We start from the raw sequence: 13679 nt of genomic DNA on the forward strand, positions 1-13679 counted from the left end.
TGACAGGAGCCATGCATGACAACCAAGAACGCCACCGGCCTTACCCTTTCCCGTCGACAGCTGCTCAAGGGCGGGGTCGCCTGCGGCTTCGGGGCTGCGGCCCTGGGGCTGGTTCCCGCCTGGGCCGATCCCTGGGGGCAGAGCAATGCCTACCCCCAGGGGGCGGTCGAGGGCAATGACATCGCCCTTGCCATTCGCCGGGAGACGCTGAGGATCAATGGGCGCAACGCGCGCCCGATCACCATCAACGGGACGAGTCCCGGCCCTCTGATCCGGCTGCGGGAGGGACAGGATGCGACGCTGCGCGTTACCAACCTGCTGGACGAGCCGACTTCCATCCACTGGCACGGCCTGATCCTGCCTCCCGCGGTCGACGGGGCACCGGGGATCAGCTTCGCCGGCATCGCCCCGGGGGAGACCTTCACTTATCGCTTCCCCGTGGTGCAGAACGGTACCTACTGGTACCACAGCCACTCCGGCCTGCAGGAACAGCTGGGCCACGCGGGACCGATCATCATCGACGCCGCCGAGCGCGAGCCGTTCCGCTTCGACCGCGAGCATGTGGTGTTGCTGACCGACTGGACCTACGAAGATCCGGCCACGGTCTTTCGCAACCTGAAGACCGCCGAGGGCTACTACAACCTGCAGGAACGGACCATCGCGGACTTCCTCACCGAGGTGCGCGAGAACGGCTTTCGCGAGACGGCCCGCACGCGCGCGATGTGGGCACGCATGCGCATGAGCTCGCGCGACATCGCCGATGTCACCGGCAGCACCTACACCTACCTGGTCAACGGCCAGGCGCCGGAGCAGAACTGGACGGCACTGTTCAAGCCGGGAGAGCGGCTGCGGCTGAGATTCATCAACGGCTCGGCGATGACCTACTTCGACGTGCGCATTCCGGGGCTGAAGATGACGGTGGTGGCTGCCGACGGCCAGCCCGTGCAGCCCGTACCGGTCGACGAGTTCCGCATTGCCGTCGCCGAGACCTACGACGTCATCGTCACCCCCGAGGCGGACACGGCGTATACGGTGTTTGCCGAATCCATGGACCGCAGCGGCTTCGCCCGCGCGACCCTGGCGCCGCGCCTGGGGATGGAGGCCGGTATCCCCGAGCGGCGCAGGATCGCCGACCGCGGCATGGAGGCGATGGGCGCGCATGGCATGGATCACGGCGACATGGCAGGCATGGACCACTCGAACATGGCGGGCATGGACCACTCCAACATGGCGGGCATGGACCACTCGAACATGACGGGCATGGACCATTCGAACATGGCGGGCATGGACCATTCGAACATGGCGGGCATGGACCACTCGAACATGGCGGGCATGGACCACTCGAACATGGCGGGCATGGACCACTCGAACATGGCGGGCATGGACCATTCCGGCATGCAGCACGGCACGTCGCCTGGCGCCTCCGAGGGCGGCATGCTGCCGGCGGGGGCCGCCCAGCCTGGCTCGCAGTATGACCAGGCAGGGATCGGCATCGACCCGGAGGAGCGGCGCATCCTGATGTATCGCGATCTCAAGGCATTCCGTCCCTGGCCGGACCGCCGTGAGCCGGAGCGCGAGATGGAGATCCACCTGACCGGCAACATGGAGCGCTACATGTGGTCGTTCGATGGCAAGACGTTCAGCCAGGTCGACGGCCCCATCCATTTCCGCAAGGACGAGCGGCTGCGCCTGATCCTGGTCAACGACACCATGATGGAGCACCCCATCCATTTGCACGGCATGTGGATGGAGCTGGAGAACGGGGCGGGTGAGCTCATTCCTCGCAAGCACACCATCAACGTCAAGCCGGGCGAGCGGGTCTCGGCACTGATCACCGCCGACGCCGAGGGCAGCTGGGCCTTCCATTGCCACCTGCTCTACCACATGGATGCCGGCATGTTCCGGGTCGTCAGGGTCTCGTAAGGAGTTCGCATGAAAACCAGAATGACACTGCCTGTCGCCGGCGCCACCCTTGCCTTGCTGGCCACTGTCGGGGCTCATGCGGAGGATGGCTACGACGCGCCGGGCGACTGGCCCTCTCCGATGGCGAAGCATCATGTCGGGACGGCGGTCTTCGATCGGCTCGAATACGTCTTTCCCGACAAGGAAGACGAAACCCTGGTGTGGGATTTCGAAGCCTGGTACGGCGGCGACATCAGCCGCTTCTATCTCAAGAGCGAAGGCGAGAATGTCCAGGGCGACGGAGCGGGCGCCGAGTTCGAGGCCCTCGACCTGCGCTACAGCCACCTGGTCGCGGATTTCTGGGAGCTCCAGGGCGGCATCGGTTACCAGGGCAACGTCGGCACGAACGACCATCCCGAGCGTTTCTATGGCGTCGTCGGCCTGCAGGGAACGGCGCCCTACCGCATCGAGACCAGCCTCGACCTCATGGTCAGCGAAGAGGGCGACGCCTGGGCCCAGTTGGAAGCCGAGCACGACGTGCGCCTCACCCAGCGTTGGTATCTGCAACCCCGTGCGGAGCTGGTCGCAGCAGGCAGCACAGTGGAGGAATTTCATATGGGAAGCGGGGTGAATACGTTGAATGCCGGCTTACGGCTTCGCTACGAAATCACCCGCAAGCTTGCCCCTTATGTCGGTGCCTATTGGGAGAAAAGCTACGGCGAGACCGCCGACATGGCACGCGCCCATGGCGAGCCTACCGAAGACACCGGTCTCGTCGCTGGCATTCGCCTGTTGTTCTGATATAGCCGGTGCAGCAGCCGGACGCTGCTGCACCGGCTTTACCGTAGTGACATGGTCTAGCCAGAACAAATCGATGCTTGATCTGCATCAACTCAGGCAACGCCCTCCATTGTCATACTAAGTTCGTCGGCGCGCCCTGCCGTCTGATCAGGACCTCTGGAATGGAAGGCACATCCCGATGAGCCTGTACGAGTTGCACGGATCATTGTTCACCCGGCTGCCGGGAATACTGCTGCTCTGGCTACTGGCTTGGACGGTGGGAATCGCCTATGCCTGTTCACCTCAGATGGAAATAGGCGAGTCGGTGAGCCAGGCGATGCTTGCCGCGGTAGATGACCTGCATGCGGAGAACTGCGACAAGCACTCTCCGAGCATTACTATGGCCAGTCTCGGCAAGGTGTCAGCAGGTGATCTGCGCAACTTGACCACAGCGAGCCTGTTTCCCGGCTTGCTCTCCTTGTTCCTCTTGCCTGTCGGAGTGGGTGGAAATCTGATGCTGCCAGGTTTCTCGCCGCACTCGCCTAGCCCCATTTATCTCGCCACGGCTCGGATGCGTATCTGAGATCGGTCGTTCGCTACGACGTCTCAAGGATTACGTACCATCCGCGAGTTCGGCCCTTGAGATGGCCGCACTCCCAGCATGCGAGGTGAACCATGGATCACGACAAGCCCCCATCCGATTCCGGTGGCCTGCAGCCCATGCGCTTCTGGCTGCCCCTGGGACTCTTTCTCGCCTTCGTGGTGTATCTGCTGTGGGCCGAGCACAGGGTTCATTTCGTGCAGTTTATGCCGTTTCTCATCCTGCTGGCCTGTCCGCTGATGCATCTGTTCATGCATGGCGGGCATGGCCGGCACGGCAAGGGAGGGGACGAGACATGAACGCTGGAGGAAGCGCCTATGGGCTGTGGATACTGGTCATCCTGAACTCAGTGGTCTTCGTCTTCTTCGCCTTCAGCTTCATCAAGCCCCGCAGCGAGGCGGACTGGCGAAGTCTGGGCGCCTTCTCGGCCTTCGTGGTAGCGCTGTTCGTGGAGATGTACGGCTTTCCCTTGACCATTTACTTCCTCGCTGGCTGGTTGGCAACGCGTTACCCCGGTATCGACCCCTTCTCCCACGACAGCGGTCATCTGCTGCAGACCTTGCTGGGAGTGGAGGGAGACCCTCATTTCAATGTCCTGCATATTGCCAGCAATGTAATGATCGTTGTGGGCTTCTTCATGCTGGCATCGGCCTGGCGTGTGCTCCATCGAGCGCAACAGAGCGGCGAAGTCGCCATGACCGGCTGGTATTCGCGCTGCCGCCACCCTCAGTATGCCGCCCTTATCCTGATCATGTTCGGGTTCCTGTTGCAATGGCCCACGCTGCTGACTGTCGTCATGTTCCCGATTCTGGTCGTGGTCTATGTGCGCCTCGCCCGTCGTGAAGAGCATATGAATCTGATGGAATTTGGTGAGGTATATCGAGATTATATGGAGCGTACTCCAAGGTTCATCCCCCGGATATTTCCCAAGTTCTCTACCCGTTTCCGAGGAGGGTAATTGCACACTGATCATCAAGACAGATCGGTCGAGTCTGAGTGAGAAGAAAACTAAGAGGTGAATTTGTCATGAGTAATAAAGAGCATCGCCTTGGTGTATCCGAGATCAATCTGGTAACTCGTCATCTGAAGCTGGAGCCTAACGATGAGGTGTCGATTCGAGCAGCTGTCGTCGACATTGATCAGCTCTATGGGCTGGACGGCGTGTCTTTTGACGAGAAAAAGTGGAGGCTGGATCTGGCCTATGACGCATCGAGAGTTTGCCTCGATTGCGTAGAGGATATTTTAAAGAAACATGCTGTCGAGATCAGCCATGACTGGTGGACGCGTTTCAAGGAAGAGCATTACCGGTTTGTCGATCAGAATGTGAAGGATAATGCTAATCATGAACCCTGGAGCTGCCATCAATCCCCACCCGGCAGTGGGAAGAAAAAATAGCAAGGCAGAGTTGGCCCCGGCGGATCCCGTAGCCGATGAGGGAGAGAATGGCGGCGACGGCAATCAGCACGAACAGAACGGAAGCGACAAGCGACAATCCGTGCAGGGCCCTTCTCTGAACGCTCTGTGTTGGTAGATGAGCCAAACCAGCGCCATCTGCAACAGCGAGAATGCCAACGGTACAGCGAGAACCGCAGCCACACCCCGACCTCGGTTTGTTGCCGCTGCGTCGTAGAGCTTGCAGCGCTTGAAGTGGCTGGTGGGGGTGTCATGGCAGGCGCCGAAAAATCAGCCAGGCAGCTAGGTACAATGGCATGCCTATCACCACGAGAGCGAGAGCATGCGGCCACAGGATCTCCATGCCCACACCCTTGAGGAAGATGCCCAGGGTGATTTCCAGATAGTGGCGCAAGGGGCTGGCCAACGACAGCCGCTGGAGCAGGTTCGGCATGCTCTCCACCGGCACCATGGTGCCGGACAGGAACATCAGCGGGAAGAGGCCGAAGAAGGCGAGCAGCAGGGCCTGCTGTAGAGTTCGCGAAACCGCCGCCACCAGGACGCCGAGGCCGATGGCGCTGAACAGAAACAGCGCGGTCAGGGCGAAGAACAGCGACAGGTTGCCTCTGACCGGCACGCCGAACCAGCCGACCAGCGCCAGGCTGGGGAGTACGGCGATCAGGCCGATCAACAGGGTGGGCACGGTCTTGGCGATGAACAGTTCGCCACGGCGAATGGGTGTGACCATGAGCTGCTCGATGGTGCCGACCTCCTTCTCGCGAACGATGGAGGCGGCGGGATGCACGACACCGATCATCAACCCCGCCAGGGCGATCATCGCCAGCACCGTGAAGTTGACGTTGGTCTGGTCCGGGTTGTACCAGGTGCGGAGCTGCGCGGTTACCGTCGCGAGCGGTCGCTCGTCGAGTGTGCCCTGGCGCATCCGGAAGGCCTCCACCGTCTGCAGCGCATAGCCACGGGCGACGGCCGCCGTATTGGCGTTGCTGCCATCGATCACGAACTGCAGTGCCTGACCGCTACCGCGGTAGAGTTCGCGCTCGAAATCGACGGGGATGACCAGTACCGCCTGTGCCTCACCGCGTTCCAGATACGGCTCGGCCGCCGCAACATCGCGCAGGTGCGCCACCAGACGGAAGTTGCCGCCTGCGACGAAGTCATCGATCAGGCGGCGGCTGATCGGGCTCTCGTCGGCATCGACCACGGCCAAGGGCAGGTCGCGCATCTCCATGCCCAGGGCGTAGACGCAGATCACCACTTCGATGGTGTAGAGCCAGAAGATCAGGAACAGCACCACGGGATCGCGGAAGAATTGGATCAGCTCCTTGTGCAACAGGCTGCGCAGTCGCATCAGGCCACCTTCTTCTTGAGCCGCCAGGCCGCCAGGGCGAAGACCAGCAGGGTGTAGACGGCGACGATGGCGATGCTCGGCCACAGGACCTCGAGTCCGACGCCCTTGAGCACCACGCCACGGGAGATGTCGACGAAATAGCGTCCCGGAAAGGCCAGGGTGTAGAGCTGCACCACATAAGGCATGGTGAAGATCGGAAACAGCATGCCCGAGAACAGGAGGGAGGGCATCAGGGTCACGATCAGCACGGCCAGCAGGGCGACCAGTTGGGTACGGGTCACGGCCGACACCAGCAGGCCGATCCCCAGGGTGCAGAGCACGTACAGCAGCGATATCGCCAACAGGAACGCGACGCTGCCCCGGAACGGCACCCCAAACCAGAGAAAACCGACACCGATCACCATCGCCATCTGCACGAAGGCGATGATCGCGTAGGGCATCAGCTTGCCGGCGAGAAACTCGACGGAGGAGAGCGGCGAGGCATAGATCTGCGCGATGGTGCCGGTTTCCTTCTCCCGCACCAGGGCGAGCGCGGTGAGCAGAGGCGGGAAGGCCATCAGGATCACCGCATAGAGGCCGGGCACCACGGTGTGCACGCTGCTGAGCGAGGGGTTGTACCAGACGCGGGTTTCCAGGTGCAGGGCCGACGATGGCGCTGCATGGCCAAAGCCGCTGGCGATGGCCAGCGCATGACCGCCGACCAGCGTCGCCGTGGCGGAATAGGTGCCGTCCACCAGCAGTTGGACCGGGCTCGGCTCGTGGCGGGCGAGGGCGCGTTCGAAACCGGGCGGGATGATCAGTGCCAAGCGGATCTCGCCGCGCTGCAAGGCGCGCTCCATCGCCTGCGGGTCACTCAATTCGCGCTCCAACCGGAAGGTCTCGCTCGCCGTGAACGCCTCGCTGAGCTGGCGGCTGGCGGGCGTACGGTCCTGATCCAGCACCCCCATCGGGATGTCGTCGACATCGAGCGTGATCGCATAGCCGAACAGCAGCAGCATGACCAGCGGCATGATCAGCGCGACGCCGACGGTGATCGGGTCGCGCAGCACCTCTTTCGCCTCCTTGGTCGCCACGGCGGCGATGCGCTTGGGGTTCATGATGCCAGCTCCCGCTGCGTGCGCTCGAGATGGCCGAGGAAGACCGCTTCCATGCCGGCGTCGGCCGGCAGCCGCAGCGCCTGGCGCAGCTGCTCGAGGGTGCCAAGGGCGACCAGGCGCCCCTGGTGCATCAACCCCAGGCGGTGGCAATAGCTCGCCTCTTCCAGATAGTGGGTGGTAACGAACACCGTCATGCCGCCGCTGGCCAGGGTCTGGATCAGCTGCCAGAAGCGCTGGCGGTTGAGCGGATCGACGCCGGAGGTGGGCTCGTCCAGAAACAGCACCGCCGGGCCGTGCAGGATGCTGCAGGCCAGCGCCAGGCGTTGGCGTACCGCCGCCGACAGCTCGCTGACGCGGCGCGTCTCCATCCCGGTCAGGGCCGTCATGCCGCTGGCCCATTCGATCGCCTGGCGTCGGCGCATGCCGCCAAGGCCGTAGGCCCCGGCGAAGAAGCGCAGGTTCTCGGCCACCGTGAGATCCGGGTAGAGCGAGAAGCGCTGTGACATGTAGCCGATGCGGCCGCGCAGGGCCTGTGCCTGGGCGGTCACCGAGAGGCCGGCGACGAAGGCCTCGCCGTCGCTGGGCATCAGCAGACCGCAGAAGACCCGGATCAGGGAGGTCTTGCCGGCGCCGTTGGGGCCCAGCCAGCCGATCACCTCGCCCGGCGACACACTGACCGAGACCCGGTCGACGGCGGTGAAGTCGCCGAACCGCACGCTGAGCCGCTCCGCTCGCACCTCGCCACCCTGCGTCTCCGTGACGGCCGGTGTCACCGGCGGCGGCGCTGCCGGCGCCTGTGCCGTGCTCAGTGCGATGAAGGCCTCCTCCAGCCCTGGCGCGGCGGAAGCCAGGGTGGCGAGCCCGCGCAGCCGCGCCAGGATGGCCGGCGGCAGGTCGGCACCGGCATGCAGCTGGATGCGCAACCTGTCCGCCAACCACTGCAGGTTCAGCACCTCGGGGACGTCGCGCAGGATGGCCTGCACGGCGGCGGCCATGGCGGTCCGCACGTCGTAGATCCGCCCCTGGACCCGGGCACGCAACTGCGCCGGGCTGTCCACCGCCAGCACCCGGCCCTGGTCGAGAAAGGCGAGTCGATCGCAGTATTCCGCTTCGTCCATGTAGGGAGTACTCACGACGACGGTACTGCCGTCCTCCCGGTAACGCCGCAGCAGTCGCCACAGATCGCGGCGCGATACCGGGTCGACGCCGAGGCTGAGTTCGTCGAGCAGCAGCAAAGGCGGGGCATGGATCAGGTTAGCGCACAGCGACAGCTTCTTGCGCATGCCACCGGAGAGCTTGCCGGCCGGCCGGTCGAGAACGTCCTGCAGCCCGGCCATGGCGAGCAGCTCCCGGCTGCGACGGCGGAAACCGTCCGGGGCGACGTCGCGGATACTGGCGGCGAACTGCAGGTTCTCGAGAACGCTGAGCCGGTCGTAGAGCGTGAACTCCTGTGACATGTAGCCGACCCGGGCATTCACCTCGGCCGCCTGGCGCACCGTGTCGAAGCCGAGTACCTCCGCTTGCCCCTCGCTGGGATCCAGGATCGCCGCCAGCAGTTGCATGAGCGTGGTCTTGCCTGCGCCGTCCGGGCCCAGCAGCCCGAAGATTTCGCCCTGCCGGACCTCCAGCTCGACCCCCGTTAGCACCTGCCGGCCGGCGAAGCGCCGCCCCAGCCCGGTGGTGCGGATCGCCGCGGTCATGGTGGCACGACCAGGGTGTCGGGCCACGGCGCCTCGTCCTGCCAGCGGATCCAGGCATCGGCCGGCATGCCAGGCTTGAGAGTGCCGTCGGGGTTGGCGAGCCGCAGGGTCACCCCGAAGACGGTGCGCGCCCGCTCGTCGGGAAGATGGACATCGCGGGGGGTGAATAGGGCACGGTCGTCGACCGCGCTGACCTCGGCCTCGAAGTAGCGGTCCGGGAAGGCGTTGACCCGTACCCGGGCCGGGGCGCCGAGGCGGATCCGTCCCAGCGCCTGTTCGGCGACGTAGAGCTTCAGCCGGGGCCGGTCCAGATCGACCAGGTTGCCCAGCGGCTGCCCGGGCGCCACTACCTCACCAACCTCTACTGCCTTGACCAGCACGGTGGCGTCGATGGGGCTGCGCAGCACGGTCCTGTCGAGCTGGAACGCGAGCTGCGCCTGTTGTTGCTCGAGCGCCTGCAGGTTGGCGGTCGCCTCCGCAAGCTGTGCTGTCAGCACCCCGACCTCACCGGCCGCTTCGCGCCGGCGATCTTCACTGCGCTCCAGTTGCTGCGCGGGAATCGTGCCGGTGCGACGCAGGGTTCGCGCGCGTTCCAGCTCGGTCTCGGCATTGCCGAGATGATGGCGCGCCGTGTCGAGCAGGCGCTCGAACCGCACCATCGCTTGTTCACCGGCGACCCGGCGCGCCTCGAGTTCGGCCTGTTGCAGACGAAGGAGGCGATCGTCCAGGCGCAACAGCACATCGTCCCTGGTGACGGCCCGGCCCTCGGCCAGATGGTTTGCCACTACGCGTCCGGGGATCTCGGCGGCCAGGCGAATCTCGGTGGCTTCGATACGGCCGCTGCCGTAGAGCAGGCCGGGCGGGAGCTCCGCCGGCCGCAATGCCAGGAAGCCTAGATAGCCCCCAACGGCCAGCAGCATGACTGCCACGATCGTCCACAGCGAGTGTCGCATTGCCGCCCCCATTGTCTCTACACCTCATCCTCCTTCATCTCGGGTGAGGTGTCGGCTGGAGAACGCTCCGGCGGCCAGTCCACAGCCGCTGCCGGAATGACAAGTTCATGGCACCTTTTAGAGATCCCTGGAGCGGTTGGTCTGGTGGAAAAGGCGCATCGCTTCATGCTGTTCCAGTTGCAGCAACTCACCGATCAGATCACGCGTCTCGGGAATCTCGGCGCGCCCCTCAAGATAGCGATAGAAATCGATGACCTGATTGTGGAGGTCGAAGATTTCCTGACAGATCTCGTCGAAGCTCATTTTTGCATAGGGCGCGCTACACGATAGGTGAGGCTTGATAGGGGCATAGGATATATAATCGTATAGCCAGGTATTCAATGCCTTGGGATCAGCTTGCTTCTCGAAACCTGCCACGACCTCTTTCAGGGCCGCCTCGTGATCCGCTAGATATGTCAGTAGCCACTTGGCTCGCTGTTCTTCCTGCTGCGTTGAGCAGTGCTTCAGGCACCGGGCCAGGTGTTCATGCAGTGCACGTGTCCACTCGATCACGTCACGAAATGTCTGAATGTTCATGGTAATCACTCGCTCTGCTTTTGTGTGACCATACTCGACATAAAATATCGAACCCAAGCATCATGCTTAATCGAGAATTAATCATGATCATGTCGTTGAAGTGGCACTGCTTCATGTAGTGCTCCAACCGTTATAGAGCTTGAAACGAATTCTTCTACTTCACGGTGCCTGGGATCCCTAGCCTCGATGCTAGAAGCCTGGGCTGGAGCTAGAGCCTCACGGAGCACCAGCGCCAGTAGCCCGGCCAACGCCCATCTTGTTACTCACCATAGCTCACTGGTATCGCATCCTGCTTGATCGACATCAAGAGATTTGCTTTCCATTGAGGTTCGGTGACACAGGAGCCTGGCTGGGCAGAGGGGCGGCTGTCGTCGCTAACCCTCGATCTTATAGCTGGATGGCATGCTTGGACGCCCACCCTTTCTTTCTCTGGAGTGCTTGTTATCCACCGGGACTTTGCCTAGCCTTACGTCAGCCTTCACGAACTTCGGTGTGAATCAGAGAGATCGAAGCGCCATTTTTTTGTGACGGAAGGATTCTTGTGACGGAAAGGAGTCGCGACATGAAACAAGGAGACGAGCATAACTCTCATATGCGTTCCATGTACCTACGCTTTGGGGCGATGATCCTGACGGCGATGGTGGTCATGTACGGTATGATGTTCGTTAGCGCTTGGGAATGGAGTCACGTTCGATGGAGCGAGAGTCGATTTTTCATGGCGCTGTCCATGGGCGGGACCATGGGGTTGGTCATGTTGGGTTGGATGCTCAACATGTACCAAAATGTCAAAATCAATGTGGCCATAATTGTAATAAGCCTGTTGTTTCTCGGAGGAGCGGTTTTTCTTGATCGAAGCCAGACGACCGTGCAGGACAACTCGTTCATGAGCGCAATGATTCCTCACCACTCCATGGCAATCCTTCGGTCAGAGCGAGCCGAAATAAGGGATTTTCGGGTGTGTGAGTTAGCGGTCGATATCAGCGAGGCGCAGCGGCGTGAGATATTGGAAATGGATTGGCTTATAGAAGATATAAAGAAAAACGGACCTGCAAGAAACGCAGAGGAAGCTGAGGCAAGGCCCGTTCCCGAGTTCGAGGTTAGCGCAGATCGCCAGTGCGGGGCCGAATGAAGGTGAGCGCCCTTATTGGAGTCAGGCCCAACGGGACAGAGCTTGAGTGCCGGCATGTGGGATGGCCAGGCTGAAGGTGGTTACGCCGTCGTTGGAGGAAACCGTGATCTCGCCACCGTGAGCCTTGAGGATAGACCGGGTAATGGCGAGGCCAAGCCCAGCTCCCTCACCATGGTGGCTGCGGATATTGTCGGCGCGATGGAAGCGTTCGAACAGTCGCGAAAGCTGATCGGAAGGGATGGTGTCGCCAATGTTTCGAACCGAAAGACGAACTGCATCGATGCAAGACTCGATCAAGACGGTGACGGTGCCCCCCGCATGGGTATGCCGAAGTGCATTGGAAAGCAGGTTAGCGATCGCTCGACGCAGCATTAGGCGGTCACCTGTAATGGTGGCGACACCGCTGGCCTGCATCTTGACCTGCTTTTCCTCGGCGAGGGCGTCATAGAACTCCAGCAAGGCGGCGACTTCCTGCTCCAGGTGAACCGACTCGGCTGGATTGGGCAGAAGCCCATGGTCGGCCTTGGCCAGGAACAGCATGTCGGCAATCATTCGGGCCAGACGCTCGAGCTCCTCCAGGTTGGAATGAAGAGTGTCTTGATATTCCTCTGAGTTGCGTGGCCGAGACAGGGCTACTTGGGTCTCGGTGAGCAGGTTCGACACCGGGGTGCGCAGCTCATGAGCAATATCCGCCGAGAACTCGCTGAGCCGTTGAAAGTCGGCTTCCAGTCTGTTCAGCATCCCATTGAATGCGTTGGCCAGCTCGAGCATTTCCGGCGGGGTGGCTTGGAGATCGAGCCGCTCACCCAGGCGCTCGGCGGAAAGCCGGCTGGCGGTAGCGGTGATCCGCTTGAGCGGAGCCAGGCCTTGACGGGCGACCAGCCAGCCGAACAAGGCCGTCAGCAGGGCGGCCATCGCAATGCCAGTCCAGAGGTATCGACGGATGTCCTCGAGAAAGTGCGCGTGATGCGTGATATCCAGCCCCAGCAGGACTTGTACGGGAGCAGGTACGGGTAGGGGGAGGTATTGCTGAACCTCACGGCCAATGAATTCATGGCTCGCCACGCTCCAGCGGGCGCTAGGTGGGCTAACGTCCCCATTTTTTACCGGTGCGAGAAACTCCGGTTGGTGGGCGTAGAGTATCCGTCCCGCTTCATCGCGAATGGACACGGAAAGGTTGGCATGACTCGTTAGCACGTCATCGAGGTACCTGGGCAGTGTATCCAGTGCGGTGGGGCTGTCGGCTCGGGCAAGCAGGTTTTCGATCATGCTCAGTTTTGCTGTCAATTCCATCTGATCGATGTCATCGAAGTGACCCCGAATCAGATGCTCGAGCGAGAGCACAAGCAGCAGCAGCAGGCCTGCTACCAGCAGCGAGAAGAGCGTGGCTAGCCGAGTCGTCAGGGAGAGCGGGCAGAGGATCATTGGCCGTACCCCGACTCCAGTACGTATCCCATGCCGCGTACGGTCCGGATCAACTTGTCGGGGTAAGGGCCGTCAACCTTGGCACGCAGCCGCCTGACGGCAACGTCGATGACGTTGGTGTCGCTGTCGAAGTTCATGTCCCACACCTGCGAGGCGATCAGTGAGCGGGGCAGGACTTCTCCCTGACGGCGAATCAAGAGCTCAAGGAGAGCGAACTCCTTCGCGGTGAGCTCGATACGCTCCCCGGCTCGGGTGACTCGTCGTCGCAGCAGGTCGAGCTCAAGATCGGCGGCGCGGAACACTTCCGCTTCGCGTGCCTTGCCGCGGCGTAGCAGCGACCGGATTCGTGCCAGTAGCTCGGAAAAGGCAAACGGCTTGACGAGATAGTCATCCGCGCCGAGCTCGAGCCCGCGTACTCGGTCATCGACATCGTCTCGAGCCGTCAGGAACAACACGGGAACATCCTGACCGGATCGGCGCACTACCTGCAGAATGCTCCAGCCGTCCAGACCCGGCAGCATCACGTCTAGAAGCAGTAGGTCATAGTCTTCGTTCTGAGCCAGGTGCAGGCCATCCAGACCATCACGGGCCAAGTCGACGACGAAACCGGCTTCTCTAAGGCCCTGCGCCAGATAGTCACCGGTTTTTGGCTCATCCTCAACGATCAATATCTTCATAGAGCCTCCGTCCTGCTCCGATCGAAAATGACATTTTTGTCATTTTCGAGTCAGTTTCCTGTCCTCTACTGCCACGTA

General features: G+C 62.1%; 14 protein-coding genes. 7 read left to right on the forward strand and 7 right to left on the reverse strand.

The genetic code is table 11. The features are described 5' to 3' along the window. The first annotated feature begins 15 nt into the window (after positions 1-15). The 6 genes from I4484_RS06495 to I4484_RS06520 all read left to right on the forward strand — a co-directional run bounded on the left by I4484_RS06495 (position 16) and on the right by I4484_RS06520 (position 4678). Positions 16-1923: a copper resistance system multicopper oxidase gene (locus I4484_RS06495; protein ID WP_197450170.1), complete on the forward strand. Its 1908-nt coding sequence runs from the start codon at positions 16-18 to the stop codon at positions 1921-1923. A 9-nt stretch (positions 1924-1932) separates the two neighbouring features. Then, complete coding sequence (locus tag I4484_RS06500; protein ID WP_197450171.1) at positions 1933-2703, forward strand: copper resistance protein B; 771 nt, start codon at positions 1933-1935, stop codon at positions 2701-2703. Between the two features lie 178 nt (positions 2704-2881). After that, positions 2882-3265 carry a hypothetical protein gene (locus I4484_RS06505; RefSeq protein ID WP_197450172.1) on the forward strand — a complete coding sequence of 128 codons (384 nt, stop codon included), beginning with the start codon at positions 2882-2884 and terminating at the stop codon, positions 3263-3265. 92 nt (positions 3266-3357) lie between these two features. Next, positions 3358-3582, forward strand: a complete 225-nt coding sequence (locus I4484_RS06510) for a DUF2933 domain-containing protein (RefSeq protein ID WP_234283536.1) — start codon at positions 3358-3360, stop codon at positions 3580-3582. Next, positions 3579-4241, forward strand: a complete 663-nt coding sequence (locus I4484_RS06515) for an isoprenylcysteine carboxylmethyltransferase family protein (protein WP_197450173.1) — start codon at positions 3579-3581, stop codon at positions 4239-4241. Before I4484_RS06510 ends, I4484_RS06515 begins: the two co-directional genes overlap by 4 nt. A 68-nt stretch (positions 4242-4309) precedes the next feature. Further along, a complete protein-coding gene (locus I4484_RS06520) occupies positions 4310-4678 on the forward strand; it encodes a cation transporter (RefSeq protein WP_197450174.1) in 369 nt (122 codons plus the stop codon). A 268-nt stretch (positions 4679-4946) separates the two neighbouring features. Here I4484_RS06520 and I4484_RS06525 read toward each other — a convergent pair whose 3' ends face one another. The 5 genes from I4484_RS06525 to I4484_RS06545 all read right to left on the reverse strand — a co-directional run bounded on the left by I4484_RS06525 (position 4947) and on the right by I4484_RS06545 (position 10370). Next, a complete protein-coding gene (locus tag I4484_RS06525) occupies positions 4947-6044 on the reverse strand; it encodes an ABC transporter permease (RefSeq protein WP_197450175.1) in 1098 nt (365 codons plus the stop codon). Continuing rightward, positions 6044-7141 (reverse strand): ABC transporter permease, encoded by a 1098-nt coding sequence (locus tag I4484_RS06530; RefSeq protein WP_197450176.1) that lies wholly within the window; start codon positions 7139-7141, stop codon positions 6044-6046. The genes I4484_RS06525 and I4484_RS06530 overlap by 1 nt, the downstream gene beginning before the upstream one ends. Then, positions 7138-8868, reverse strand: coding sequence for an ATP-binding cassette domain-containing protein (locus I4484_RS06535; protein WP_197450177.1), 1731 nt, complete (start codon positions 8866-8868; stop codon positions 7138-7140). Before I4484_RS06535 ends, I4484_RS06530 begins: the two co-directional genes overlap by 4 nt. Then, positions 8838-9794: an HlyD family secretion protein gene (locus I4484_RS06540; protein ID WP_197450178.1), complete on the reverse strand. Its 957-nt coding sequence runs from the start codon at positions 9792-9794 to the stop codon at positions 8838-8840. Before I4484_RS06540 ends, I4484_RS06535 begins: the two co-directional genes overlap by 31 nt. A gap of 117 nt (positions 9795-9911) precedes the next feature. After that, a complete protein-coding gene (locus I4484_RS06545; RefSeq protein ID WP_197450179.1) occupies positions 9912-10370 on the reverse strand; it encodes an ATPase in 459 nt (152 codons plus the stop codon). Positions 10371-10932: 562 nt separating this feature from the next. Here I4484_RS06545 and I4484_RS06550 point away from each other — a divergent pair. Further along, positions 10933-11499: a DUF305 domain-containing protein gene (locus I4484_RS06550; RefSeq protein WP_234283535.1), complete on the forward strand. Its 567-nt coding sequence runs from the start codon at positions 10933-10935 to the stop codon at positions 11497-11499. Positions 11500-11520: 21 nt separating this feature from the next. Here I4484_RS06550 and I4484_RS06555 read toward each other — a convergent pair whose 3' ends face one another. Together I4484_RS06555 and I4484_RS06560 are read right to left on the reverse strand one after the other, a co-directional pair. Next, positions 11521-12924 carry a heavy metal sensor histidine kinase gene (locus I4484_RS06555; protein WP_197450180.1) on the reverse strand — a complete coding sequence of 468 codons (1404 nt, stop codon included), beginning with the start codon at positions 12922-12924 and terminating at the stop codon, positions 11521-11523. Next, positions 12921-13601, reverse strand: a complete 681-nt coding sequence (locus I4484_RS06560) for a heavy metal response regulator transcription factor (RefSeq protein ID WP_197450181.1) — start codon at positions 13599-13601, stop codon at positions 12921-12923. The genes I4484_RS06555 and I4484_RS06560 overlap by 4 nt, the downstream gene beginning before the upstream one ends. Between the last annotated feature and the right edge of the window lie 78 nt (positions 13602-13679).

This window comes from Halomonas sp. SS10-MC5 (genome assembly GCF_015992245.1).
Taxonomy (GTDB): Bacteria; Pseudomonadota; Gammaproteobacteria; order Pseudomonadales; family Halomonadaceae; genus Halomonas; species Halomonas sulfidoxydans.

Excerpts from the sequence above, each read along its gene's own strand:
- I4484_RS06495 (WP_197450170.1), top strand. The coding sequence starts at position 16 with ATGACAACCAAGAACGCCACCGGCCTTACCCTTTCCCGTCGACAGCTG.
- I4484_RS06500 (WP_197450171.1), top strand. The coding sequence starts at position 1,933 with ATGAAAACCAGAATGACACTGCCTGTCGCCGGCGCCACCCTTGCCTTG.
- I4484_RS06505 (WP_197450172.1), top strand. The coding sequence starts at position 2,882 with ATGAGCCTGTACGAGTTGCACGGATCATTGTTCACCCGGCTGCCGGGA.
- I4484_RS06510 (WP_234283536.1), top strand. The coding sequence starts at position 3,358 with ATGGATCACGACAAGCCCCCATCCGATTCCGGTGGCCTGCAGCCCATG.
- I4484_RS06515 (WP_197450173.1), top strand. The coding sequence starts at position 3,579 with ATGAACGCTGGAGGAAGCGCCTATGGGCTGTGGATACTGGTCATCCTG.
- I4484_RS06520 (WP_197450174.1), top strand. The coding sequence starts at position 4,310 with ATGAGTAATAAAGAGCATCGCCTTGGTGTATCCGAGATCAATCTGGTA.
- I4484_RS06525 (WP_197450175.1), bottom strand. The coding sequence starts at position 6,044 with ATGCGACTGCGCAGCCTGTTGCACAAGGAGCTGATCCAATTCTTCCGC.
- I4484_RS06530 (WP_197450176.1), bottom strand. The coding sequence starts at position 7,141 with ATGAACCCCAAGCGCATCGCCGCCGTGGCGACCAAGGAGGCGAAAGAG.
- I4484_RS06540 (WP_197450178.1), bottom strand. The coding sequence starts at position 9,794 with ATGCGACACTCGCTGTGGACGATCGTGGCAGTCATGCTGCTGGCCGTT.
- I4484_RS06545 (WP_197450179.1), bottom strand. The coding sequence starts at position 10,370 with ATGAACATTCAGACATTTCGTGACGTGATCGAGTGGACACGTGCACTG.
- I4484_RS06550 (WP_234283535.1), top strand. The coding sequence starts at position 10,933 with ATGAAACAAGGAGACGAGCATAACTCTCATATGCGTTCCATGTACCTA.
- I4484_RS06555 (WP_197450180.1), bottom strand. The coding sequence starts at position 12,924 with ATGATCCTCTGCCCGCTCTCCCTGACGACTCGGCTAGCCACGCTCTTC.
- I4484_RS06560 (WP_197450181.1), bottom strand. The coding sequence starts at position 13,601 with ATGAAGATATTGATCGTTGAGGATGAGCCAAAAACCGGTGACTATCTG.